Raw genomic sequence first — 24,024 nt, 5'->3', positions numbered from 1 at the left:
TTTCACGAGGCCGTGGTCACCGTACGTCCGGTGGCCGCGGCCTCCTCGATGGCCAGCCCGACGGCGTGGTCGTGCGCGCCCTCCGCGAGTGGGTACGGCGGCGGCCCGGCACCGCGGACCCAGGCCGCCATGGCGTCCAGCATGCTCGCGGTGGCGATCTCGTCGTCGTTCAGACGCTTTCCCCGGTACGCGTTGCGGTAGACCACTTTTTCGCCGAATGCGACATCTCCCGCCGTCGTGCGGACCAGTGGCGTGGTCGCGATCGTGCGGGGCCCGGTGAGGCGTACGACCTCGTCGTCGCGCAGCTCGCCGTGGCTGCCGCGCACCAGGATCCGCCGGAACCGCAGCTGGTTGCGGGTCTGGTTGTCGGTGAAGTCGTACAGGCCGGACCGGCCGTTCCCGAAGTCGAGCATGGCGAGGGTGGTGGTGGCCGGCTTGGCGTCCGGGTCGTCGGTCCAGCCACCGCGCTTCAGCGGCTGCATCAGGGGCGCGACATGGGTGGTGGCCCGAACGGTGACCGGGCCGGGCGGCGCCTGCAGATATGCCCGCATCAGCGCGACCGCGTGGTGGAACTGCGTCGACGAGACCTGCGCCTGACCGGGCGTGCCGATCACCCCGCCGCGCACCGCCGCGAGCCGCGAGGCGTGTGTCGGCATCAGCGGGTACTGCTCGGCGACCTGGATGCGTTCGGCGTACGGCCACAAGGGATCCACGTCCTGGGCGGGCGGCGTCTCCGACAGCACCGGCAGGCCGCGCTCGACGGCCTCGATGACGACCGCCGCGTTCGCCGTCCGGGGCACCGCCGTGATGACGAAATCGGGTCGGTGCTCGGCGAGGCATGCGGCGAGCGAGCCGTAGGCGGGGACCGGCAGCGGACGGGCGCTGCGGACGACGGCGCCGACACATTCCATGTCGTCGAGCTCCTCGGCGAGACGCCAATACGCGGACGCCCGCCAGCCGCCGCCGACCAGCGCGAATGTCGTCATCGGGGAGCCTCCGGAGGCTGCGGGCGGCCGGTTCGTTCGATGTCGGCGGCCCATTGACGTACGAGGGAGTCGGCCGCCTTTTTGCCTTTGACCATGCGAAACATGCCGGGAATCTCGTTGCCGTCCTTGAGGTATGCGTAGACGGGCCATTTACCGGCGACCATCCGCCACGGCCAGACCACCGCGGTCAGCATCAGCGAACTGACCAGCCACACCAGCAGCGGTCCGAGCGCCAGCACCAGGATGACCATCCCGAGAGTGCCGTCCACGCTGTCGAACAGATTGAACCCCGATCCGATCATCCCGCCGGGAAGCCACACCAACCGCTGGCGACCTACCCGCCAATAAACCCATTTTCCGGATTCGAGCTGGGCCGGTATCTGCACAAGGCCATGATGATCGACCCGGTCAACGGTGCGCTGCCTCCGAAAAGCTTGTGGGGCGCGTCACGAGTGGCGCGGGTCATGCGTTTTCGCAGGTCACGCCGATAGGCTCGGGGTAAGCGACGCCGGCGACGAGGTGCGGACATGACCGAGCCCAGGCCCGAGGTAATTCAGAAGCTCACGCCCGTTCTTACCAGGCGCTGGCTGACAGCGGACGCGTACCGGATCGACGTCTATGAAAGGCTCGACGGCTACCGCGCCCTGCGCAAGGCCCTCGATGTGCACCCGGACGACCTGATCCAGCTGATCAAGGACTCGGGTCTGCGCGGCCGCGGCGGTGCGGGCTTTCCCACCGGTCTCAAATGGGGCTTCATCCCGCAGGGCGACGGGAAGCCGCACTACCTGGTGATCAACGCCGACGAGGGCGAGCCGGGCACCTGCAAGGACCTGCCGCTGATGACCTACGACCCGCACTCGCTCGTCGAAGGGGCGATCATCGCCGCCTACGCGGTGCGGGCGAGCCAGGCGTTCATCTACCTTCGCGGCGAGGCGGTGCACGCCGGCCGCCGCCTCCGTAACGCCGTCGACGAGGCGTACCGCAAGGGTTATCTGGGTCGAAATATTCTGGGGTCGGGCTTTGACCTGGACATGGTGGTGCACAGCGGCGCCGGCGCATACATCTGCGGCGAGGAGACGGCACTGCTGGACTCGCTGGAGGGCCTTCGTGGGCAGCCCCGGCTGCGGCCGCCGTTCCCCGCGGTCGCCGGCCTGTACGCGAGCCCGACCGTGGTCAACAACGTGGGCACCATCGCGAGCGTGCCGCCCATCGTGCTCGGCGGTTCGGACTGGTGGCGCAGCATGGGCACCGAGAAGTCGCCGGGCCCGATCATCTACTCGCTGTCCGGGCGCATCGCCAACCCCGGCCAGTACGAGTGCGGCCTCGGCACCACGCTGCGCGAGCTGCTCGAACTGGCCGGCGGCATGAAGCCCGGCCACACGCTGAAGTTCTGGACGCCGGGCGGGTCGTCGACCCCGCTGTTCACGCCGGAGCACCTGGACGTCCCGCTGGACTTCGAGGGCGTCGCCGCGGCCGGGTCGCTGCTCGGCACCACGGCGATGCAGATCTTCAGCGACCAGGACGACCCCGTGTACGCGACGTGGCGGTGGCTGGAGTTCTACCACCACGAGTCGTGCGGCAAGTGCACGCCGTGCCGCGAGGGCACCTACTGGATGGTCAACACCTACCGGCGGATCCTGTCGGGTGGCGGCACCCTGGAGGATCTCGACACGCTGCTGGACACCTCCGACAACATCAACGGCCGCTCGTTCTGCGCGCTCGGCGACAGCGCGGCCACCCCGGTCATCTCGACCATCAAATACTTCCGCCAGGAGTACCTCGACTACATCGAGGGACGGACCGCCCCGCGGCTGTCCGCCAAGGTCCTGACCGGATCGCACTGACCGGGGCTATTCGGCCGGCAGGTAGACCTCGAAGCGGCAGCCCTCGCCGACGTTGTGCACGCTGACCCGGCCGCGGTGCGCGCCGACCAGCCCGCGCACGATGGCCAGGCCCAGCCCGCCCCCGCCGCCGGTGCCACTGAAGTGCGGGGTGCGGGCCCGCTCGCCGCGGAACGCGATGTCGAAGACCCGGGGCAGGTCGCCGGTCGGGATGCCGCCGCACGAGTCGGTGACCGCGAACCAGACCTCGGTCGCCGACCGGCCGCCCTCGATCCGCACGGTCCCGCCCGGCGTCGTGTAGTTGACGGCGTTGACCAGCAGGTTCGTCACCACCCGGGACAGTTCGCGCTCGCCCGCCAGCACCGTCGGCCAGCCGCTCTCGCCCGCCTCCAGGTTGATGCCGCGGGAGAACGCCAGCGGCGCCACCACGGCGAGCGCGTCGGACACCAGCTCGCCGAGCGGGACCCGGGTCGCGGTGAGCGGCAGCGCGCCCGCGTTGATCCGGGACAGCTCGAACAGGTCGTCGACCAGCCGCGTCATCCGGTCGGTCTCCTCCCGGATCCGGCCGTGATACTCCTTCACCGCGGCCGGGTCGACGACGACACCGTCCTCCAGCGCCTCGGCCATCGCCCGCAAGCCCGCCAGCGGCGTACGCAAATCGTGCGAAACCCAGGCGACCAGCTCGCGCCGATCCGCCTCGATCTTGCGTTCGTGGGCGCGGGCGGTCTCCGCCCAGACCGCGGCGGTCGCCAGCCGGCGGCCGAAACCCGCACCCACCGCGAGGCTGACCACGGCGGACGCGGCGACGGTGACGAGCACCACGCGCAGGTCGTGTTCGGACAGGAACATGACGTGCGCCACCGTCACGATGCCGGCGACCACCGACAGCACGGTGACCACCAGCAGGATGACGACGTGCACCAGGATCGAGCTGGGCCGCAGCAGGCGCAGCACACCGGCGCCGACCGCGCCGACCGCGCCGCCGGCCACGAGCGAGAGGAGGATGAGCGACATCGGCGGCTCACACGTCCGGTTCGTAGCGGTAGCCGGCGCCCCACGCGGTGACGATGCGCTTCGGCTCGGCCGGGTTGTCCTCGATCTTCTCGCGTAAACGGCGGACGTGCACCGTGACGGTCGACTGATCGCCCAGCCGCCAGCCCCACACGCGTTCCAGCAGCTCGGCGCGTGACCACACCCGTCCGGGGTGACGGAGCAGAAACACCAGAAGATCGAATTCCCGTACGGTCAGGGCCAGCGCGACGCCGTCGATCTCGGCGACCCGGCGGGCGACGTCGACGCTGAGGTGGCCGTCGGCGAGCATCTCGGGTTCCGGCTCGGTCGTGCCGCTGCGGCGCAGGATCGAGCGCACCCGCAGCACCAGCTCCCGCGGCGAGAACGGCTTGGTCACGTAGTCGTCGGCGCCGACCTCCAGCCCGAGGACGCGGTCGGCCTCCTCGCCCAGCGCGGTGAGCATGATGATCGGCAGGTCGGGCAGTTCGAGGCGGACGCGACGGCACACCTCGAGGCCGTCGATGCCCGGCATCATCAGGTCGAGCACGACCAGGCCGGGCCGTTCCGCGGCGATCGCGGCGAGAGCTGTCGCGCCGTCCTCGGCCAGGCGGACGCGGTGGCCGGCCTGCTCCAGGTAGCGACGGACCACGTCACTGACCGTACGGTCGTCGTCTACTACCAGCACCGAGGAGTCCATCGCATCGCCCGCTTCCCTGATCGCTCTCCCCAGGAATGGTGCCACTGCGGCAGAAGTACTACCCGTGTCGATCTTTCCGCGTGCGCGAGGTTACGGTCGGTGCCGCTTTAACAAATCCGATTTTTCGGATTTGAGGGGGATGCATAACGTCCCGATTGTGCAACGCTGTGCGGGTGCGTCTCATCGACCACCACTGTCACGGCGCGGTGAACGGCGACCTGGACCGGGCCGGCTTCGAGGCGCTCGCGACGGAGTCGGACCGGCCGCCGCCGCCCGGGTGTTCGATGTTCGACTCGCAGCTGGGGTTCGCGATCCGGCGGTGGTGCGCGCCGGTGCTCGAGCTGAGCGCCGACGCGTCGCCCGAGGACTATCTGGCCCGCCGCCGGGAACTGGGATCGACCGAGGTGAACGCGCGGCTGTTACGGGCCGCGGACGTGGACGTGTTTCTCGTCGATTCCGGGTTCGGGCCGCGTCTGGCGGCGCCGGCCGATTCCCCGGTACGCGAGATCGTGCGCCTCGAATCGGTGGCGGACTCGTTGTCGGGGGTCACGGCGGCCGGGTTCGCCGAGGCGTACGGGAAAGCTCTGGAACTCGCCACGGTCGATGCGGCCGGGGTCAAGTCGATCGTCGCCTACCGATACGGTCTGGATTTCGAGGCCGCGCCGCCGTCCCGGCGTTCGGTGACGATGGCGGCCGGGCGGTGGCTGCGCGGCGGGCAGGGCCGGCTGGACGATCCGGTGCTGCTGCGCCATCTGATCTGGGCCGGGGTGGACCGCGGGCTGCCGCTGCAGTTCCACACCGGTTTCGGCGACCCGGACCTCGATCTGGCGCGCTGCGATCCGCTGCTGCTGACCGATTTCCTGCGCGCGACCCGGGACCGCGACATCAGTGTCATGCTGCTGCACTGTTATCCGTTCCACCGGCACGCGGGATACTTGGCACAGGCGTTCCCGCACGTCTATGTCGATGTCGGGCTGGCCGTCAATCACGTGGGTGCGCGCGCTGCCGCGGTGCTCGCCGAGTCGCTCGAACTGACGCCGTTCCACAAATTGCTGTACTCCTCCGACGCGTACGGGCTGGCCGAACTGCACCACCTCGGCGCCGTTCTGTTCCGCCGGGCCTTTACCGAGGTGACCGGGGAGTGGTGGTCCGCCGGCGACGTCACGCGGGTGGCCGAGATGGTGGGATCGGGGAACGCGCGGCGCGTCTACCGGCTATGAAAGGACGGTGGCCATGCAATTGCGGGAGCGCGGGGTCCGCGGCGTCATTCTTTCGTACGTGGACACGGCCGGGATAAACCGCGTCAAGGCGGTTCCGCTGTCCCGTCTCGACGACGCCGTGCGCTGGGGTGTCGGCATGTCACCGGTGTTCGACACGTTCCTGGCGAACGATTCCATCGCCACCACCGACCGGCTCGGCAGCCCGGACGGTGATCTGCGGCTGCGTCCCGACATGGACCGTGTCGTGGTGCTGGCCGCTCAGCCGGGCTGGGCGTGGACGCCGGCCGACCGGTTCACCGAGGACGGGTCGCCGTGGGTGGCCGACCAGCGCGGTTTCGCCCGGCGGATGGTGGCGCTGGCCGCGCCGCTCGAATTCCGGATGGCGATCGAGGTGGAGTGGGCCGTCGGTGCCGATTCCGCCGAGTTCGTGGCCGCCTGCCGCGGGCCCGCGTACGGGATGACCCGGCTGGTCGAGCTCAGCGACTACGTCCGCGACGTGCTGGCCGCCTGCGAGGATCAGGGGCTGCGGGTGGAGCAGATCCATCCCGAGTACGCCGACGGGCAGTTCGAGGTGTCGGTCGCGGCGGCCGATCCGGTCCGTGCGGCCGACGACAGTGTGCTGGTGCGGCAGACGATCCGGGCGGTCTCGCACCGCTACGGGTTGCGGCCCTCGTTCGCCCCGGCGGTGGTCGCCGGCCGGGTCGGCAACGGCGGCCATGTCCATCTGTCGGCGTGGCGGGACGGCGACAACCTGTTCGGCGAGTTCCCGGCCGGGGTGCCCGGGTCGGCGGCGGCCGGGATCCTCGCGCACCTACCGGCTCTGCTGGCGGTCGGGGCACCCACGCCGGCCAGCTATCTGCGGCTGGTGCCGTCGCGCTGGGCCGGGGCGTACGCGTGCTGGGGTGTGCAGACTCGCGAGACGGCGTTGCGGTTCGTGCCCGGGACGGCCGGTCTTCCCGGGGCGTCGAACCTCGAGGTCAAATGTGTGGACCTGGCCGCCAACCCGTACCTGCTGGTGGGTGCCCTGATCGCGGCCGCGCTGGACGGCGTCGAGCGCGGGCTGTCGCTGCCGGAGCCGGTCACCGGGGACCCGGCGCTGCTGCCCGGGGCGCCGCGCCTGCCGACGTCGCTGGACGAGGCGACCGACGCGTTCGCGGCCGACGGTGTGTTGCGGGCGGCGTTCGGGCAGGTGCTGTTCGACGCGATCGTGGCGGTGCGCCGGGCCGAGGCCGAGCGCTTCCGCGACACCAAGCCCGAGGACGTGGCGGCGGCGTTGCGCTGGGTCTATTAGTCGTCGAGCAGGGCGACCCGGCGCGGGCCGGCCGTACGGCGGTAGCTGGCGTCGAGGAGCTCGCCGATCTCGGCCCAGTCGGTGTCGTCGGTCAGGTCCATGCCGATCCAGCCGGACGGCCCCAGATAGGCCGGGATGAAGCATCTGTCCAGCAATGCCTCGCGTTCGCCGGGATCGACCAGCACCAGTACCGCATGGCCGTGCTGTTCGTGGTCGCCGTCAACCTTCACCGAGCCGCCGTAGTACGCGAAGACTTTCGTCGTGAAGAACGCGGGACGGCCATGGGAGACCTTTTCGCGAGCGTCGGGAAAGGACAGCGCGAGTTCCCGCACCCGCGCCAGCACCGGATCGGCCTCGTCGAACATTCGCGGATGAGCCACGCGGACCCCCATTCAGTGGTGTTCGGCCGTCCCCGTCCGGCCGGCACGGCGACATGTTAGAAGTGGTTCATGGCATATCCCCGTCGGCTGACCAGCATGTTACTGGCCGGCGTCGCGCTTTCGCCGTTTCCGGCCGCTACCGCGCCCGCCGTCGCGTCACCGACCCGATTCGGGGTCATCGCCGCGACCCAGGGTCCCGCCGAGCCCGACACGTGGCAGAATTTCGTTCGCCTGTACGAGGTGCAGCGCGCCCGATACGGCGCCCCGATCGGCATTCGGTTGTTCAGCCCCGGGAAACTGTCGCTGCCCGGCGAACCCGGCATGGTGGGCCGGCTGCTGGCGTGGGCCATCCGCGAGCATCCCGAAGAACTGATCACCATTTCGCACCGGGAACGCGACGACGCCCGGTTACGCCAGTTCCTCGACGTCGTCGACGCGAAAGGGCTGCGGGCATCGGTCATCTACTTCCATGAGGCGCAGCCCGAGTGGCACAACCCGCGAGCCGCACCGCCCGTCTATCGCGAGACCTACCGCGCGTACCGGCACATCATCGACCGGCATCCGGCGCATTCGCGGGTGACGCTGGAGAAGAATTTGATGTGGTATTGGCAGCGGTACAACAGCAGGCGAGCCGACTGGCACGAATACGTCGAACAGGACGACCCGGCCGACTTCCTGTCCTGGGACACGTATACGTTCCCGGGGGTCGCGCCGACCCAGACGCATTACTCCACGCCGGACGATTTCTTCAAGTACGCCCGGGACGCGTGGAACGAGTTCGGTCTGCCCTGGGCGATCGGCGAGATCGGCAGCGCGGTCCAGTCGCACTCCTGGGATCGCGACGGCAGGCACTTCGTCGCGTGGGTCCGCCAGGTGACGGCGGCCGCGGCGAACCCGGCTTCGATCGACGCCTCGTACGCCGGGATGCCGGCGGCCCGCTTCGTCAAATGGTGGTGCGCGCTGGACGGTGACGACCACGACCTGGGCCTGGATCAGAAGCCCGGCGCCGTCGACGCCTACCGCCCCCTGGTCAAGGCGTCGCCCCTGTGACCTTTCCGCGCCGCAACCGCCGCCTCGGGCGGGCGAGATCAACGGCAGTCGACCTCGGGGTTGTCGGTGGCGAGCTCGCCGCTGGGGTTGGTCTGGTAGAGCCACACGTGCAGGTCGTAGTGGATCGGCATGGGTGGCTGGCCGGGCGGCAGCGGGTGGCCGGCCATCGGCCCGTTGAAGGGCTGGCCGAACAGCGTGGGCCGGTCCTCGTCGGTCTTGAGGTTCTGGTCGGCGTCGGCTCGGAAGTATTCCAAGGCGGCCAGGCGCACCGTGCCGTATGCGGCCGGGGTGTAGACCAGCACCTCGGGCAGGGTCGGGTCGATGTTCGTGTCACCGGCCAGCACGGGTTTCGTGTAGTGGAAGCCCATGCCCGGCACGCAGTCCTTGGTGGGCAGGTAGCCGGCGTCGATCGCCTGCTTGACGTCGCGGAAGCGGCGGGTCGCGTCCAGGAGCACGTTGCGCTGCGGGCGGGTGAGGCGAGCGGAGTCCGGGGTTCGGGCGCGGGCGGCGTCGGGTGCGGCGCCGGCGGTTGCCAGGGCGCAGGCGACCGCCAGTGCCGCGCGGAGGTTCCGGGACCGGCGTACGCGCGCGATGACCATACGGGAGATCTTGCTGCGGGTGTCGAGGCCCCGGGCCGTAATCCGCCCTGCTCACCCGCTCGGGTGACGGGACCTCGACCGCCCGCCCCGTCAGCGCTTGGGCACCGGGATGGCCACCTGGAACGTCTCGATCCACCGGTGCTGGAACGTGTCCCGGCCGCGGATCAGCACCGCGTCGTCAAGGACGTCGACCACCAGCCCCTGCTTCCAGTCGGCCTGGAAGACCGTCGTCACAGTGCCGTTGGCGTTGCGCACCTTCTGATTGATGTACGTGGTCGCGGGCACCTGCGCACGCCAATACCCTTCCGCGTTGCCCAGCAGGGTCTGGTCCGGACCATCGTGGAACCAGTTCAGATCCTGGTGCAGGTGCCCGTAGAAGAAGACCACGTTGGGCGCGCCCGCCAGGATCCGTACGAGGCGGTCGTGCTGCGTGGAGATCTCCGGTGGCTGGTGCAGGAAGACCAACGTGGGCCGGTCGTGGCGGGCCACCGCGGCGAGCTCACGCTCGAACCAGTCCATCTGCGTGTCGCTGAGCAACGCCGTCACCGTGCCACCGCTGGTCTCCCCCGCCGGCACGCCCTCGGAGCCCAGGAAGATGAACGGGATGCCTGCCAGGCTGGTCGCGAAGTACACGCTGTCGCGCTTCACGTAGTCCAGGAAGCGCTGCCGCATCGTGTCGACCGGCTCGTTCGCGTGGTATTCATGGTTGCCGATCGCCAGGTAGTGCCGGGGCGGGTGCACGCTGGTCTTGAGCGTCAGGTCGAACAGCGGGTAGTCCTGCTGCTGCCCGAGCTCGGTCAGGTCACCGACGATGACGAGCGCGTCCGCGTCCGGGGCCGCGTCGTCGAGGTCGGCCAGCGAGTCCCGCATGTCCGACATGGTGACCGGATAGACGTCGCTGATGTGGACGTCGGAGAGCACGTGCAGGCGTAGCTTCCGGCGCGAGCGGGACGCGAGCGCCGGAGCGGACGGTCCGAACGCGGTGGCCGCGAGCGCGGCACCGCCGCCCGCGATGAGGGTGCGCCGACTGACTGGGGTCATGGGATGCGGGTCCTTCCGGGAACTCAAGCGCGGGTGATGCGGCTCAGGGCGGGCACGGCAAGCGGATTGCGCGTCGACAGATAGGCGGCCAGGTTGTCGAACAGCGGCCCCGGGTGCGCACCGCCGACCCCGGTGACGCCCTTGGTGATGAGCGGGGCGGCCGCGATGACCGGGTTGCCGCCCTTGTGCCCCGCCCGCAGCCCGTCACTAACCGCGATCACATAGCCGGCCGCCGGGTCGACCACCTTGCCGCCGATCGTGATGCTTGCCGGGTCGACGGTCTTGCCCGACCACGCGTAGGCCAGCTGGCTCGACACCTGCATCACGGTCCCGTGCTTCGCGAACTGCGCCTCCAGCGCCTGGTGCAGCTGATCCCCGGTAAGCCGGACGACGCTCGACCCCACCGCGAGCGGCAGCGCCTTCAACGCCTCCCCGACCGTCAGCTTCACCAGCGTCGCGCCGTGCTTGCCGTCCAGGTCGGCGCGCAGGTCGCTCGGGTCGACGAGCGCCGCCACGTTCAGGTCGAACGGCTTGGCCCCCGTCTGCAGCGCGTCAGCGACCACGTCCCCGAGCACCGACTCCCCGGCCCGGTTCGGCCGCCGCGTCAACGGCCCCGCCAGCACCCCGACAACCGTCTCCGTCACGGTCCGATCCAGATGAGCTACCGCCACGATGCCCCCTCTCAGGGCCAGACGCCGGGCTTCCCCCGACGCTCGCCCCCACCCCAGCAGCCCCCAGGAAATCCCCAAGATCACAAAGGAGAGCGCCCGATGAACACGCCGTGCCATACACATACGCGGCTAAACCCCATCAATCCCTCCGCCGTACGCCACCACCCCGCCCCCTGCCGCCCACGAGCGCAACGATCCCGCCCCGCACCACGCCCGGCACCCGCGCGGGAGCAACCAGGGCCCGGAACCGGCGCGGCGTCACAGACGTTCCGGAGTTTGCCGCAGCGGACCCCGACGCCGCGCCGGCCGGAGTTCGGCAGCCCGGGGCGAGCCCACGACCGGACCCCGACGCCGCACCGTCCGGAGCTCGGCAGCCCGGGGTGAGCCCACAACCGGATCCCGACGCCGCACCGTCCGGAGCTCGGCAGCCCGGGGCGAGCCCACAACCGGATCCCGACGCCGCACCGATCTAGCTCCGGCAGCCCGGTCGCGCATGGCCACAAGGTGGCGCCGACCTACCGGGGCCTCGCCGCCGAACACCAACACACCCATCACCGTCTGACGCGGCGGCAACCAGTCCCCGTTGGCCGTAGCGTCATCACGGATCCCACTATGTGGCGATCCCAACCACATCCTGGACTTTCCCGAGACCTTGGAGACCTACGCCCATATACGAGCCATAACTCTCCAAGGTCCACGAAATGCCGAGAAAAGCCAGTGGACAAAAGCCGCAAGCAACAACGAATGGAACTCTACAGTGGACATCAATCCCACATCGCGGACCTGCAGCCACGATGTGGACGCCAATCCCGCACAGCGGACCCACGTCCCACATTATGAGCAACGGACGGTGGCGGGCACCCGTTGATCAGGCCGGTATGGTGGCTGCTGGGAGCATGGCGCCTCCCCCACCCACTGCGATCGCGGCCGCCGCGCTGCGAACTCGAAGCCCACGCTACAAACCCGGCCCCCCGCCGCGATACCGGCCGACCCACTGCAAACTCGAAGCCCACGCTACAAACCCGGCCCCCCGCCGCGATCCCGGCCGACCCACTGCAAACTCGAAGCCCACGCTACAAACCCGGCCCCCCGCCGCGATCCCGGCGAGCACGCCGCGAACCCGAAACCACGCAACGAAACTGCAAGCCACGCCGCAATCTCGGCACGCAACGAACCCACAAGCCGCGCAGCGAGCCCAAGCCCGCGCAGCGAACGCGGCCCGGCGGATGCCCACTAACGACCGAGCCGTCACCTCGCGCCTGTGGACAACCAGGAAGAGTTGTCGTACCCGGCTGCTTAACTCGACCCCACCCAGTGACACGGGCGGGGGCTGGCGGCGGACCCCCATCGACAGAACAGCTGGCCTTGGGTCGAGCTCCGAACTGAGCGGCTGCCCGGCGATTCGGCCGCGCCCGGACGGCGCACGCGGCAACGCCGATCAGTCCCGGCTGCTGGAGGCGGCGCTGGTGGCCGGGGTCGACCACGGCCCGCACGCGCCGTCCATCGCGATCGCCCGGATGACGGCCACCTGCGGGGTCGGCCTCAACAACGCGATGGCCAGCGGGGTGAACTCGCACGGCGGCGCCGGGCAGCAGTGCGTCGAGCTGCTGGACGAGGTGGTGGCGGAGGGCAGCGCCGCGGAGGTGATCGCCTGGTGGCGGGCGCGCGGTGTCCGCTACCTGCCCGGCTTCGGGCATCGGTTCCACACGCTGGACCCGCGGCGCGACCCGTTGCTGGCGCTGGTGGACGAGGCGGTCGCGGCGGGCGTGGTGGCGGGCTGGCACGTGCGCGCGGCCCGCGAGGTCGAGGCCGCGCTGAACCGGGGCCGGTCCGTGCCGGTGCCGATGAACATCGACGGGGCGACGGCGGTCATCTACGCCGAGCTGGGGTTCGCGGCGCCGCTCGCCCGCGGGTTGTTCGTGCTCAGCCGCAGCGTCGGGATCCTCGCGCACGCCTGGGAGGAGATGGGCCAGGGCCGTCGCAACAAGTGCCCGATCCGCCCCACCTACCTCAGCCACGACGGCGGCTGATCACGGGTCTTGCCCTTCGCGGCGCCGGCGAGGCTGACCAGACCCGTCAGCAGGAACAACGCGCCGAGCGACAGGACGGCCGTCTCGCCGATCTGTTTGTCGTGCTCGGACTTAACCGCCGCGCCGACCACGGCGAGAATCAGGTATGCCGCGAAGGTGGCGCCGGCGACGGCGAACAGGACTCGCCGGTGCCGGCCCAGGACCGACCGGCTCGAAACGCCGAGCCGGTCGAATCGCGCGCGAGCCACCGGGCAGGCCAACGACAAGCCGATCATGACGGGCACCGAGATACCGACGATGCCGGCCGGCGGCACCGGCAACGTGGGCACCATCAGCCAGACCAGCGTGAGGTAGTCGGCGCCGAGCGCACCGATCACCAGAGCGGCAAGGAGATCGAACCCGCGCGACGGGATCGCGTGGCGGACCGAGATCATCGGCGGGTGCCGCACGTCAGGTCCAGAAATCGCGGTGTACGTCGGTGGCGCTGGCGAGGTCGGCCGGGCCGTCGAGGGTGACCGGGCGGCCGCCCCTGGCGAAGACCTCGCCGGAGGTCAGGCGCAGCGGGGGAATGCCGGACTCGTCGGGGACCATCGCGGCCAGGGCCTCGCCGGAGAGGGCGAAGACGACGCGGCCGATGCCGGACCAGTAGATGGCGCCGGCGCACATGGCGCACGGCTCGGTGCTGGTATAGAGGCTGCTGCCGGTCAGGGTCGCCAGGTCCAGGCGGCCCGCCAGCCGGACCAGATTGGTCTCCGCGTGGCCGGTCGGGTCGGCCTCGGTGAGCACGCTGTTGCGCGCCTCCAGGACCATGCCGTCCGCGGTGACGAGCAGCGCGCCGAACGGGTGGTCGCCGCGTTCGCGGGCCTCCCAGGCCAGGACGACGGCACGTTCCAGGTATCCCTCGTCGGCGGCATCGATCGGGCTCATGCGGTTGATCTTACGGCCGCGGTGTCAGGAGGTCAGCGTGGTGAGGTGGACCGTCGCGACGGCGACCAGGCCCGCGCCGAAGACGGTGACGCCGGCGGCGGCCAGGACCGGGGTCACGCGGGTGGCCAGACGGAGCGCGTTGCCGGTGCGGGTGCTGCGGGTGACCAGCGAGCTGCCGGCGACGGCGAGAAGGCCGACGGTGAACAGCACGGCGGCCATGCCCAGGCCGAACGTGATGACCAGCAGCAGCGCGAACGCGCCGCGGCCGAGGAACAGCCCGGTGGCGAGCACGAGGAACGCGGCCGGCGACGGCGTGAGACCGCCGGAGATGCCGAGCAGGAGCAGACCGGGCCGCCTCGACCGATCGTGCGAATGGTCGTGGCCGGACGCATGACCGCCGGTGTGGCCGTGGCTGTGCTCGTCCTCCTGCTCGTGCTCGTGGGAGTGGGAATGGGAATGGGAATGGGAATGGCTGTGTCCGTCCCCGCCGCGCAGGTGGCGGCGCAGCATCCAGGCGCCGGTCGCCACGACCAGCACGCCCGCGGCGATCTGCAGCCACGTGGTGAGCTGCTCCATCCGGACGAAATGGGAGAGCGAGAAGAACGTCCACGCGACACCGATCACCAGCACCGAGACGGTGTGCATCGCCGCGACCGAGCCGCCCAGCCACGCGGCGTCGCGCACCCGCCCTCGCGAGCCGGCCAGATACGCGGCGGCCAGCGTCTTTCCGTGGCCGGGGGCGACGGCGTGACCGGCGCCGGCCAGGAACGCGAACACGAAGGCCAGAGGCGGCACCCCGGGCGTGTGGATGAGGTCCTGCATCCGGTCCGCCATCGACGAAGCGGTGAGGGACAGCGCGTCAATCATTTCAGACCACCAGATGCCGGTACGACGAACGGCCCAGTCTCGCGGCCACAGGTGATCATCAAGGGTCGTGCATGTGAACGAGGCCGGAAGCGTATCGCGCTACGCCGGGAGCCATCCCTTGCCCAGGGCCGTCACCACGGCGGCCGTGCGGTTGGAGGCTCCCGTCTTCCGCATGATCGCGCCGACGTGCTTCTCCACCGTCTTGGTCGACAGCCCCATTTGTGACGCTATTTCCCGATAAGTCAGGCCCTGCCGTAACAACTCCAGCACCTCGGCCTCGCGCGGCGTGAACGGCGCCTCCTCGTACGGCAGGTCGGCACGCACGAGCATGCCCCACCCGCGTACGTGCTCGACGGAAAGCTCCCCACCCGCCAAGCGCGACAATTCCTCCCAGCTCTCCGCCCCCATGCCGAGCGGGTCCACACCTTCGAGCGGCCGCGAATTCTCGTCCTGCACCAGCAGCCGCAGACCCTCCCGCCGGTAGACGATCGCGACCCGCAACCCCGGGCGCGCGACCAGCCCCGCCGCCACCCGCGCGACCTGCGGCGACACCGGACGCGCCACGCCCGCCTCGGTGACCCGCGCTCCGGCGAACCGGAGCCGGCCGGCCAGCGACGGGCGGCTCGACCGGATGATGGCGGCCGCCGCCGACTGGCTCAGCGCCTCCAGGTCGTCGACGTCACGCGCGGCGAAACCGCCCGCGAACGCCACGTTGACCGCGATCACGTCGCCCCGCCACCAGATCGGGATCGCCGCCGCGGGACCCCGGCGGGCCGGATCGGTGGCCGCGAGATGACCGCCCGGCAGCCGCCCGTAGTCCGGGATGACGACCGGGCGCCGGCGGTCGAACGCGCGGCCGGTGGCACCCTCATCCAGCGGGAACGTCTGCCCGAGCCGGCAGGACGCGCCGAACTCCGCGGCCTTCATGTAGATGCCCTGCGACGCGTCGACGAGCGACACGCTGCCGGCGCTCGACCCGGTCAGCCGGCCGGTGTGCCGCAGCAGCCGCCGCAGGACGGGCGCGAGTCGCAGGTCGCCGTACACGTCGGCGACCGCTTCATCGAGCCGGAACTGGGGCGGCACCCCTCGAACCTAGGCCCCGGTCAACGCGTTCGTCCAGGTGAATGGGCTTACCGTTGATGGATGACGCCACCCGCCTGGCCCGTCGACGAGCTGGACCTGCCCGCGTACCTGGCCCGCATCGGATACGAGGGGCCGCTCGCGCCCGATCTCACCACCCTGACCGCGCTGTCCGCCGCACACCTCGCCGCGATCCCCTTCGAGAATCTCGACATTCTGCTCGGCCGTGGCATCTCGGTGGCGCTGTCCGACGTCCAGGACAAACTGGTCACCCAGCGGCGCGGCGGCTACTGCTACGAGCACAACACCCTGTTCGGCGCCGTGCTGCAAAAGATCGGCTTTTCCGTCGTACGCCTGCTCGCCCGCACCGGCGATCCGCTGGAGTCCCCGCGCCCCCGCTCGCACATGGTGCTGATCGTGAACGGCGAATTCCTGGCCGACGTCGGCTTCGGCAACGGCCTGCTGGCTCCGCTGCGGCTGCGTGCCGACGGCCCGCATCGGCAGGGCGCCTACCGGTACGAGCTGGTGACCGGCCCGGACGGCGCGTGGCGGCTGCGCGACCTCGACGCCGGCGTGATCCAGACGTTCACCGAGGAGCCGCAGTACCCGGTGGACATCGAGGTCGCCAACTTCCACACCGCGAAGTCCCCCAGGTCCCCGTTCACCCGCCGCATCATCGTGATGCACAAGGACGCCGAGCGGGTGCGCAGCCTGATCGGCCGGGTGTTCTCGGTCGAGCGGCCGGGCGAGCCCACCTCCCGCCGGCAGATCTCCGACGACGAGGTGGGCACCACGTTGCGCGACGAGTTCCGGTTGCGCCTGTCCGACCTGGAGCTGAAAACCTTGCTCCAGTACGCCCCGACGCCGCCGCGCGATGAGTCCTGAGCGTCAGTCGCGCCGCACCGGGTCGTAGTCGTCCGGCAGCTCGCCACCCAGCGCCCTGACCGGCTCGGCCTCCTGCAGGCGCCGCCGGATCTCGTCCGCGCCGGCCGGATGCGGGTCGGCCGCCCAGAAGTCCGGCCGGCCGCCGCCGAACGGGATGCCGTACGCGGGTGTGGCCGGCCGGAAGCGCCAGTCCTCGGCCAGCGGCCCGGCGTCCACCACGTCGTAGCCGATCCGGTGCAGGAAGTCGGTGACCTGCGCCTTCGCCTCGGCGTCGTCGCCGGCGATCGGCAGGGCGCTGCGACCCGGCGCGCCGGCCGGGCGACCCAGGCTCGCCAGGTGTGAGAACAGGATGCCGTTGAACGCCTTCACCACGTGCGACGCCGGTAAGTGCCCGGCCAGCAGCTTGCTCGCGCTGGTGGAGCCGTCCTCGATCGCCGGGAAGACCCCGTCGCGGGCCGGGTAGTAGTTGTTCGTGTCGATGACGGTCTTGCCGGCCAGCGGCTCGACCGGCACCGATTCGTACGCGACGAACGGGATCGACACGACGACCAGGTCGCCGGACTCGGCCGCGGACGCCGCGGAGGCCGCCGACGCGTGCGGGCCGAGCGCTTCGACGGTTTCGGTCAGCGTCTCCGGCCCGCGCGAGTTGCTCAGCACGACGTTGTATCCGGCGGTGACGGCCAGTTCGGCGAGCACCCCGCCGATATGCCCGGCGCCGATCAACCCGATTGTCTTGATGTCACTACTCACAGCACGCGGTCCTTTTTTCGCTAAAGCTCCCTATAACCCAACCCTTGCGCGCGCAATCAAAATCGGCCATGCCGGACGGGGGTGATTTGGCACGCCCAGGAATCGCACAGCCGGCGGCGTATGGGGAACTTCCCCCATACCGCCGGAGTGACCGGCACGACTTCACTGGGCCTACACCCGATGGAGGGAGGCCCCCGGTGCCTGTCGTGCCGATGAAGGACATCCTCGATCGCGCCCTGGCCGAGCGCTACGGAGTCGGCGCCTTCAACATCATCAACGACCTCACCATCGAGGCGGTGCTGGCGGCCGCGGTCGAGGAGAACGCGCCGGTCATCCTGCAGACGTCGGTGAAGACGGTGAAGCAGTACGGGCGGCGGCAGCTCTACGACATCTTCCGCACCCTGGTGGCGGACGTCCCGGTGCCGGTCACGCTGCATCTGGACCACTGCCCGGACCGTACGGTGATCTCGGACTGCCTGGCCGGCGGCTGGAATTCGGTGCTGTTCGACGCGCACGAGCTGGACGTGGCCGAGAACCTGCGGCAGACCGCCGAGGTCGTGGCCGAGGCGCGGATGACCGGCGCGCACGTCGAAGGCGAGATCGAGGGCATCCAGGGCGTCGAGGACGACATCGGCTCCGACGAAGCCTCCAAGATCCAGAGCCTGGAGATATCCATAGATTTCGTGAAAAATTCGGGCGTTGACTGCTTCGCGCCGGCGATCGGCAACGCTCACGGACAGTACAAGCAAGCCCCCGTCCTGGACGCGCAGCGCGTCTCCGACCTCGTCGAGGCGACCGGCATCCCGATGGCCCTGCACGGCGGCACCGGCCTGTCCGACGACCAGTTCCGCGACCTCATCGCCCGCGGCTGCGCCAAAGTCAACATCTCCACGGCGCTCAAAGAGGCGTACCTGAAACCCAGCCTCGAGTTCCTGCGGGAAACCGAACAGAAGAACAAATGGGACCCGCCGTCGCTGTTCCGGCATCAGCGAACCGCCATCATGGAAATGGCGCGGCAACACATTCGACTGTTCGGCGCATCGGGGCGAGCATGGTGACGAACCTGATTTTCGACTGCGACGGCGTGCTGGCCGACACCGAGCGCCACGGCCATCTGCCGGCCTTCAACGCCACCTTCGAGCAATTCGGACTCCCGGTACGCTGGAGCGAGTCCGAATACGCCGAAAAGCTCAAGATCGGCGGCGGCAAGGAGCGGATGGCGAGCCTGTTCGCCGACCCGGCGTTCGTGGCCGAGGCGAAGATACCGGCGAGCGACGAGGCCCGGATGGAGCTGCTGCTCACCTGGCACCGCGCCAAGACCGCCACCTTCAAACGGCTGGTCGCCGAGGGCCGGGTCCCGCCGCGGCCGGGCATCCGGCGGGTGATCACCGGCGCGCTCGACCGGGGCTGGAGCGTGGCGGTCGCCTCCACGTCGGCGGAGGAGTCGGTGCGCGCCGTGCTGGAGACCGCTGTGGGCACCGAAGCCGCGAAGAACGTGCCGGTCTTCGCCGGCGACGTGGTCCCGGCCAAGAAACCAGACCCGGCGATCTACCAGCTCACCGTCGACCGGCTGGGCCTGAGCAAGCCGGACACCCTGGTGGTCGAGGACTCCCGCAACGGCCTGCTGGCCGCCGCCGGGGCCGGTCTCGCCTGCCTGGTGACGGTCAACGGCTACACCGCGAACGAGGACTTCAGCGAGGCGATGCTCGTCGTCGACGAGCTGGGCGACCCGGACCGGCCGCCGATCCGCGTGCTCGCCAACCGCAGCGCGGCCCACCCCGTGAACAACGTCGAGCTCGACGACATGAGTGCCGCAAGGAAGCCAGAGACCCCGGAGGGCGAGCGATGAACGCGGTGGCACAGACGGAATTCGTGGTGCGGTCGATCGCGGACACGGCGATCGAGAACGAGAAATACTTCGGCGACCTGGACTCGGTCGTCGGGGACGGCGACTTCGGCTACTCGCTCGCCCGGGGTTTCGAGAAGCTGCTGGAGGGCTGGGACGGCATCGATCGCAGCGACGCCGGCACCTTCCTCAAGCGGTGCGGGATGGTGATCAGCTCCCGGATCGGCGGCACCTCGGGGCCGATCTGGGGGACGGCTTTCCTGCGGGCCGGGACCGCCTGCGGGGACGCCGCCGAGTTGTCCGGGGAACAGGTCGTCGCGATGTTGCGCGCGGCGATCGACGGGATCAAGGCGCGCGGGCAGTCCGACGTCGGCGACAAGACGCTGCTGGACGCGCTCGTGCCGATGACCGACCGGCTGGAGCAGGAGGTGAAGGCCGGCGCCGGTGCCGAGGACGCGATCAGGGCGATGGCGGGTGCGGCCCGGGAGGCGGCCGACGCGACCAGCTCGATGGTGGCCAAGCGCGGCCGCGCGGCGTACACGGGCGAACGCAGCCGTGGATCGGTCGACGCGGGCGCGATGGCGGTCGCGGTCATCACGGAACGGATCAGCGAGACCTGGCAGAAACAAGGAGCGGCGTCGTGAAGAAATTCGTGAACGATCCCAAGCAGTACGTACCGGAGATGCTCGAGGGAATCGCGCTGGCGAACCCGGACACCCTGAAGTACGTGCCCGCCTACAACCTCATCATGCGTGCCGACGCACCGAACCAGAACAAGGTGTCGATCGTGCAGGGCTCCGGCTCCGGGCACGAACCGGCGCACGTCATGGTGGTCGGCAAGGGCATGCTCGACGCGGCCTGCCCGGGCGACGTGTTCGCGGCGCCCCCGATGGACTACGTCTACGAGACCGCGAAGCTGCTGAAGTCCGACAAGGGCGTGCTGCTGCTGGTGAACAACTACACCGGCGACCGGATGGCGTTCGACATGGGCAAGGAGATGGCCGAGGCGGAGGGCATCCGGGCCGAGATCCTGACCGTGAACGACGACGTGGCCGTGCAGGACTCCACGTATACGGTGGGCCGCCGCGGGGTGGCCGGCAACTTCTTCGTCATCAAGGCCGTGGGCGCCGCCTCCGAGCAGGGCGCGGACATGGACGAGCTGCTGCGCATCGGCAACAAGGTCAACGACGTCACCCGGACGATGGGCGTGGCGCTGACCGCGTGCACGCCGCCGGCCAAGGGCTCGACGCTGTTCGAGCTGGGCGCCGACGAGATGGAGTTCGGCGTGGGCATCCACGGCGAGCCGGGCCGGGAGCGCCGCCAGTTGAAGGCGGCCGACGACATCGCCGACGACATGCTCGACGCCGTGGTGACCGACCTGCCGTACAACAGCGGCGACCGGGTCGCCTTGATGATCAACGGGCTGGGCGGCACGCCGGTCAGCGAGCTCTACATCCTCTACCGGCGCGCGCACCAGCGGCTGGCCGACCGCGGCATCACGGTGGGCCGCAGCTACGTCAACGAGTACTGCACGTCGCTCGACATGGCCGGCGCCTCGCTGACGCTGGTCCGGCTCGACGACGAGATCGAAGGCCTGCTGACCGCTCCCGCCGAGGCGGCGATCCGCGTCTTCTGAGGGCCGGCCCGGCCGGTAGCATCGCCCCTGCTTGGCGGAGTAGGGAGGGACGAGGTGCTACCGGTCGGGCTTCTTCGTGCCCTGCTGCCGGCGCCGGTCGCGGTGGCCGAGGCGTTCGGCGACGATCCGGACGAGCCGGTCTTCGCGGGCGAGGAGGACCTGGTGGCGACGGCGACCGTCGGGCGGCGGCGCGAGTTCGTCACGGCCCGGCGCTGTGCCCGCGAGGCCCTGGCCACGCTCGGGTTCGCGCCGGTCGCGATCCGCACCGGCCCGCGCCGGGAGCCGCTGTGGCCGGCGGGTGTGGTGGGCGCCATCACGCATTGCGAGGGCTATCGGGCGGCCGCGGTGGCGCGCGCGGACGCGATCCACGGTCTGGGCATCGACGCGGAACCCCATAAAACCCTTCCCCCGGGCGTACGGGACATGGTGGTTGCCGAGGGTGACGACGAACTGCTGGGTGAGCTCGCCGCACGGCGCCCGGAGGTGCACTGGGATCGCGTGCTGTTCAGCGCCAAGGAGTCGATCTACAAGGCGTGGTTCCCGCTGACCGGGCGGTGGCTGGGCTTCGAGGAGGCGAGCCTGTCCATCGATCCGGACGCCGGCACGTTCGGGGCGCATCTGCACGTGGAGTCCGAACTCGAAATCCACGGCAGGTTCGCGATAAAAGACGGCCTCATCGCAACCGTGGTCATCACATCGCGATAGGTAGCAACTGAACTTAGACGCTCATCTATTCAAGCCGCTACCGTACTTCGACAGATGTCAATCTGGAAGGAGTACGGAGTGCGTATCCGCCTCGTCGTCGCCTCCCTGGCGGCCGGCCTCGCAAGTGTCCTCGCGATCCCGGCCGCGGCCAACGCGGCATCCGGTCCCGACCCCATCATCGGCGGCAGCACGGTGTCGTCCGCGCCGTGGGCCGCCGCCGTGTTCAGCAACGGCAGCTTCACCTGTTCCGGCACCATCATCTCGGCCAGCTTCGTGCTCACCGCACGGCACTGCATCAGCGGCACGATGTCGGTGCGCGTCGGCAGCGTGAACCGCGCGTCCGGCGGCGTCACCCGCACGGTCACCAGCACCTCGGTGCGCAGCGACCTGGCGCTGATGCGGCTGAACAGCCCGGTCACCACGTCCTACATGCCGCTGTCCAGCGCGTATCCGCCGGTCAACTCGACGAACTCCATCTACGGCTGGGGCATGACCTGCTACAGCGGCTGCGGCGCGTCCACCACGCTCAAGACCGCCACGGTCCGGGTCACGTCCACCAACCAGACCGACGCGTACGGGGGCCGGGCGATCGGCAGCACCGCGGTCAACGGCAACGCCTGGCGGGGCGACTCGGGCGGCCCGCAGGTCTACAACGGCGCCCAGGTGGGTGTCGCCTCGACCGCGGACGGCACCAGCCGCCAGTACTACGGAAGCGTCGCCTACAACCGGGCCTGGATCACCTCGGTCGCGGGCGTCTGACGAGCGTGGGGCGCGGTGGTGCGACCGCCGCGCCCCGTGCCGTCAGTTGTTGCCGCAGGTCTTGTCGACGCTCGTGGCGAGCTTCTGGAAGTCGCCGGACAGGAACGACCCCGGCTTGCTGGACTTGGCGCCGGCCGCGATCTTCTTGGCCGCCGCGGTCATCTCGGCCTTGAGCTTCGGGTCGGTGGCCTTGGCCGCCTCCGCGGAGACCTTCTTCGCCATCGTGTCGAACCGCTTACGCATGTTCTTGTTCTGTGTGGACAGTCCCCAGCCCTCTTCGATGGCCTTGTTCGAGTCGTCGGTGATGCCCTTGCTGCCGTCGATGAAGGCCTTCGTGTACGCCGCGCAGGACTCCTCGAAGGTCGGCCCCGCGGGCGTCGTGGGTGCCGGCGAGGTCGGCGCGGCCGTGGTCGGGGCCGCCGAAGCGGTCGTCGGGGCCGGTGCGGCGAGACCCTTTTCCGTGATTGCCGGGTCGCAGGCGGCGAGCGCCGTCACGGCGAGCACGGCGAGCGCCGCCGTCGTTCGCAAGCGGTACTTCATCTGATATTCCTCCCCGTTGATCATTGCGGCGCCGAGCATAGGGGACCCACCGGGAGCTTTGTGCACCCTTACGATCGGATCGGTATACCGCTGACCTGGGCAAACGCGGTTTCCTTGAGTCATGCCACTTGACCATTTCGTAACACTCGGCCGCTCCGGACTTCGTGTCAGCCCGTTCGCGCTCGGCGCGATGACCTTCGGCGAGGACCCGCCCGGCGCCGGCAGCCCGGTCGCCGAGTCGCAGGAGATCCTGCGCACCTATCTGGAGCTCGGCGGCAACTTCATCGACACCGCGAACTTCTACACCAACGGGCATTCCGAGAAGATCCTCGGCGACTGGTTCGCGGCGCACCCGCACCGGCGCGAGCGTGTCGTGCTGTCGTCCAAGTTCTTCTTCAACATGTATCCGGGCGACCCCAACGGCGGCGGCGCCGGGCGGGGTGCCATCACCGCGCAACTGCACGAGACACTGCGCCGGATGCGCACCGACTACCTGGACGTCTACTGGCTGCACAACTGGGACCGGAACACGCCGCTGGACGAGACCATGCGGACGCTGGACGATCTCGTACGGGCCGGGAAGATCCGTTATTTAGGGTTTTCGAACACGCCGGCCTGGGTGATCGCGCGGGCGCAGACCATGGCCGAGCTGCGCGGCTGGACCCCGCTGATCGCCGTGCAGGTCGAGTATTCGCTGCTGGCCCGCACGGTGGAGGCCGAGGTCACCCCGCTGGCACGCGCGTTGGGGCTGGCGATCACGCCGTGGAGCCCGCTGCGCAACGGTTTCCTGTCCGGCAAGTACCGTCGCGGCACCACCACGGCCGACACGGTCCGCGGCGCGATCGTGGGTGAGCCGACCGAACGCGAATGGCGGGTGATCGAGGCGGTCGCCACCGTCGCCGACGAGATCGGCACGTCCTCCGCGGCCGTGGCCCTGGCCTGGCTGCGCGCCCGCGACGGCCAGGTCGTGCCGTTGGTCGGCGCCCGGCGGGTTGAGCACCTCAAGGACAACCTGGCCGCCCTCGAGGTGACCCTGTCCCCCGAGCAGCTCGCCACGCTCGACGCGGTGTCGGTGCCGGCGCTCGGCTACCCGTCGGACATGAACGGCCCGCTGCGGGCGACGCTGCAGTTCGCCGGCACCACCGTGGACGGTGAGTCGTCCACGGTCTACCCGCCGCTGCTGGCGAGCGCGGTCCGCTACTGAGAACGGGC

At 70.1% G+C, this 24,024-nt stretch carries 27 protein-coding genes; 13 read left to right on the top strand and 14 right to left on the bottom strand.

Annotated features, from left to right (window positions below; translation table 11 throughout):
• Positions 1-2: 2 nt before the first annotated feature.
• On the bottom strand, positions 3-986 hold the full coding sequence (locus HH310_RS40055) for a Gfo/Idh/MocA family protein (RefSeq protein WP_169180987.1): 984 nt from the start codon (positions 984-986) through the stop codon (positions 3-5).
• Positions 983-1,372 carry a hypothetical protein gene (locus HH310_RS40050; RefSeq protein WP_169180986.1) on the bottom strand — a complete coding sequence of 130 codons (390 nt, stop codon included), beginning with the start codon at positions 1,370-1,372 and terminating at the stop codon, positions 983-985. The genes HH310_RS40055 and HH310_RS40050 overlap by 4 nt, the downstream gene beginning before the upstream one ends.
• 141 nt (positions 1,373-1,513) lie before the next feature.
• On the opposite strand from HH310_RS40050, the gene nuoF reads away from it, so the two are divergent.
• Positions 1,514-2,830 carry an NADH-quinone oxidoreductase subunit NuoF gene (nuoF, locus tag HH310_RS40045; RefSeq protein WP_169180985.1) on the top strand — a complete coding sequence of 439 codons (1,317 nt, stop codon included), beginning with the start codon at positions 1,514-1,516 and terminating at the stop codon, positions 2,828-2,830.
• Positions 2,831-2,836: 6 nt separating this feature from the next.
• On the opposite strand, the gene HH310_RS40040 is transcribed toward nuoF, so the two are convergent.
• Positions 2,837-3,841, bottom strand: a complete 1,005-nt coding sequence (locus tag HH310_RS40040) for a cell wall metabolism sensor histidine kinase WalK (protein ID WP_169180984.1) — start codon at positions 3,839-3,841, stop codon at positions 2,837-2,839.
• A gap of 7 nt (positions 3,842-3,848) precedes the next feature.
• Positions 3,849-4,535, bottom strand: coding sequence for a response regulator transcription factor (locus HH310_RS40035; protein WP_169180983.1), 687 nt, complete (start codon positions 4,533-4,535; stop codon positions 3,849-3,851).
• Positions 4,536-4,708: 173 nt separating this feature from the next.
• On the opposite strand from HH310_RS40035, the gene HH310_RS40030 reads away from it, so the two are divergent.
• Positions 4,709-5,755 carry an amidohydrolase family protein gene (locus HH310_RS40030; RefSeq protein WP_169180982.1) on the top strand — a complete coding sequence of 349 codons (1,047 nt, stop codon included), beginning with the start codon at positions 4,709-4,711 and terminating at the stop codon, positions 5,753-5,755.
• Positions 5,756-5,768: 13 nt separating this feature from the next.
• The gene (locus HH310_RS40025) at positions 5,769-7,046 is read left to right on the top strand and encodes a glutamine synthetase family protein (RefSeq protein WP_169180981.1); all 1,278 of its coding nucleotides are present in this window, start codon (positions 5,769-5,771) and stop codon (positions 7,044-7,046) included.
• Here the strand turns inward: HH310_RS40025 and HH310_RS40020 are convergent.
• Positions 7,043-7,426, bottom strand: a complete 384-nt coding sequence (locus tag HH310_RS40020; protein WP_312034639.1) for an MmcQ/YjbR family DNA-binding protein — start codon at positions 7,424-7,426, stop codon at positions 7,043-7,045. The two genes, HH310_RS40025 and HH310_RS40020, sit on opposite strands and share 4 nt — an antisense overlap.
• Positions 7,427-7,495: 69 nt before the next feature.
• Here HH310_RS40020 and HH310_RS40015 point away from each other — a divergent pair, with 69 nt between their 5' ends.
• Positions 7,496-8,476, top strand: coding sequence for a hypothetical protein (locus HH310_RS40015; protein ID WP_169180980.1), 981 nt, complete (start codon positions 7,496-7,498; stop codon positions 8,474-8,476).
• A gap of 38 nt (positions 8,477-8,514) precedes the next feature.
• Here HH310_RS40015 and HH310_RS40010 read toward each other — a convergent pair whose 3' ends face one another.
• From HH310_RS40010 to HH310_RS40000, 3 genes are all read right to left on the bottom strand, one after another.
• Positions 8,515-9,075 (bottom strand): hypothetical protein, encoded by a 561-nt coding sequence (locus HH310_RS40010; protein WP_211193236.1) that lies wholly within the window; start codon positions 9,073-9,075, stop codon positions 8,515-8,517.
• 90 nt (positions 9,076-9,165) lie between these two features.
• Entirely contained in the window at positions 9,166-10,116 is a 951-nt protein-coding gene (locus HH310_RS40005) for a metallophosphoesterase (protein WP_169180979.1), read from the bottom strand.
• Between the two features lie 23 nt (positions 10,117-10,139).
• Positions 10,140-10,760 (bottom strand): 5'-nucleotidase C-terminal domain-containing protein, encoded by a 621-nt coding sequence (locus HH310_RS40000; protein WP_169180978.1) that lies wholly within the window; start codon positions 10,758-10,760, stop codon positions 10,140-10,142.
• A gap of 728 nt (positions 10,761-11,488) precedes the next feature.
• Here HH310_RS40000 and HH310_RS45660 point away from each other — a divergent pair.
• Positions 11,489-12,817 carry a citryl-CoA lyase gene (locus HH310_RS45660; protein WP_312034636.1) on the top strand — a complete coding sequence of 443 codons (1,329 nt, stop codon included), beginning with the start codon at positions 11,489-11,491 and terminating at the stop codon, positions 12,815-12,817.
• On the opposite strand, the gene HH310_RS39990 is transcribed toward HH310_RS45660, so the two are convergent.
• The 4 genes from HH310_RS39990 to HH310_RS45105 all read right to left on the bottom strand — a co-directional run bounded on the left by HH310_RS39990 (position 12,793) and on the right by HH310_RS45105 (position 15,694).
• Complete coding sequence (locus tag HH310_RS39990; protein WP_169180977.1) at positions 12,793-13,251, bottom strand: hypothetical protein; 459 nt, start codon at positions 13,249-13,251, stop codon at positions 12,793-12,795. The two genes, HH310_RS45660 and HH310_RS39990, sit on opposite strands and share 25 nt — an antisense overlap.
• 16 nt (positions 13,252-13,267) lie before the next feature.
• Positions 13,268-13,744, bottom strand: coding sequence for a nucleoside deaminase (locus tag HH310_RS39985; protein ID WP_169180976.1), 477 nt, complete (start codon positions 13,742-13,744; stop codon positions 13,268-13,270).
• A 24-nt stretch (positions 13,745-13,768) separates the two neighbouring features.
• Positions 13,769-14,611, bottom strand: a complete 843-nt coding sequence (locus tag HH310_RS39980; protein ID WP_169180975.1) for a nickel/cobalt transporter — start codon at positions 14,609-14,611, stop codon at positions 13,769-13,771.
• A gap of 99 nt (positions 14,612-14,710) precedes the next feature.
• Positions 14,711-15,694, bottom strand: coding sequence for a LuxR C-terminal-related transcriptional regulator (locus tag HH310_RS45105; protein ID WP_169180974.1), 984 nt, complete (start codon positions 15,692-15,694; stop codon positions 14,711-14,713).
• A 60-nt stretch (positions 15,695-15,754) separates the two neighbouring features.
• Here HH310_RS45105 and HH310_RS39970 point away from each other — a divergent pair, with 60 nt between their 5' ends.
• A complete protein-coding gene (locus HH310_RS39970) occupies positions 15,755-16,576 on the top strand; it encodes an arylamine N-acetyltransferase (protein WP_169180973.1) in 822 nt (273 codons plus the stop codon).
• A gap of 3 nt (positions 16,577-16,579) precedes the next feature.
• Here the strand turns inward: HH310_RS39970 and HH310_RS39965 are convergent, their stop codons facing one another.
• Positions 16,580-17,326, bottom strand: coding sequence for an NAD(P)-binding domain-containing protein (locus HH310_RS39965; protein ID WP_312034635.1), 747 nt, complete (start codon positions 17,324-17,326; stop codon positions 16,580-16,582).
• Between the two features lie 197 nt (positions 17,327-17,523).
• On the opposite strand from HH310_RS39965, the gene HH310_RS39960 reads away from it, so the two are divergent.
• From HH310_RS39960 to HH310_RS39935, 6 genes are all read left to right on the top strand, one after another.
• Entirely contained in the window at positions 17,524-18,384 is an 861-nt protein-coding gene (locus HH310_RS39960; RefSeq protein ID WP_169180972.1) for a class II fructose-bisphosphate aldolase, read from the top strand.
• Positions 18,378-19,175 (top strand): HAD-IA family hydrolase, encoded by a 798-nt coding sequence (locus HH310_RS39955; RefSeq protein ID WP_211193235.1) that lies wholly within the window; start codon positions 18,378-18,380, stop codon positions 19,173-19,175. The genes HH310_RS39960 and HH310_RS39955 overlap by 7 nt, the downstream gene beginning before the upstream one ends.
• Positions 19,176-19,180: 5 nt before the next feature.
• The gene (dhaL, locus tag HH310_RS39950) at positions 19,181-19,816 is read left to right on the top strand and encodes a dihydroxyacetone kinase subunit DhaL (RefSeq protein ID WP_211193234.1); all 636 of its coding nucleotides are present in this window, start codon (positions 19,181-19,183) and stop codon (positions 19,814-19,816) included.
• Positions 19,813-20,808, top strand: a complete 996-nt coding sequence (gene dhaK / locus HH310_RS39945; protein WP_169180970.1) for a dihydroxyacetone kinase subunit DhaK — start codon at positions 19,813-19,815, stop codon at positions 20,806-20,808. The genes dhaL and dhaK overlap by 4 nt, the downstream gene beginning before the upstream one ends.
• A 54-nt stretch (positions 20,809-20,862) precedes the next feature.
• Positions 20,863-21,513 (top strand): 4'-phosphopantetheinyl transferase superfamily protein, encoded by a 651-nt coding sequence (locus tag HH310_RS39940; protein ID WP_312034634.1) that lies wholly within the window; start codon positions 20,863-20,865, stop codon positions 21,511-21,513.
• A gap of 78 nt (positions 21,514-21,591) precedes the next feature.
• On the top strand, positions 21,592-22,272 hold the full coding sequence (locus HH310_RS39935; RefSeq protein ID WP_169180969.1) for a trypsin-like serine protease: 681 nt from the start codon (positions 21,592-21,594) through the stop codon (positions 22,270-22,272).
• 42 nt (positions 22,273-22,314) lie between these two features.
• On the opposite strand, the gene HH310_RS39930 is transcribed toward HH310_RS39935, so the two are convergent.
• Positions 22,315-22,836: a hypothetical protein gene (locus HH310_RS39930; protein ID WP_169180968.1), complete on the bottom strand. Its 522-nt coding sequence runs from the start codon at positions 22,834-22,836 to the stop codon at positions 22,315-22,317.
• A gap of 97 nt (positions 22,837-22,933) precedes the next feature.
• Here HH310_RS39930 and HH310_RS39925 point away from each other — a divergent pair, with 97 nt between their 5' ends.
• Entirely contained in the window at positions 22,934-24,016 is a 1,083-nt protein-coding gene (locus HH310_RS39925) for an aldo/keto reductase (protein ID WP_169180967.1), read from the top strand.
• Positions 24,017-24,024 lie beyond the last annotated feature (8 nt).

This window comes from Actinoplanes sp. TBRC 11911, assembly GCF_012933445.1.
In the GTDB taxonomy this organism is placed as follows: Bacteria; Actinomycetota; Actinomycetes; order Mycobacteriales; family Micromonosporaceae; genus Actinoplanes.
Note: the sequence above shows the minus strand (reverse complement) of the source record. Positions and strands in the feature narration are given on the sequence as shown.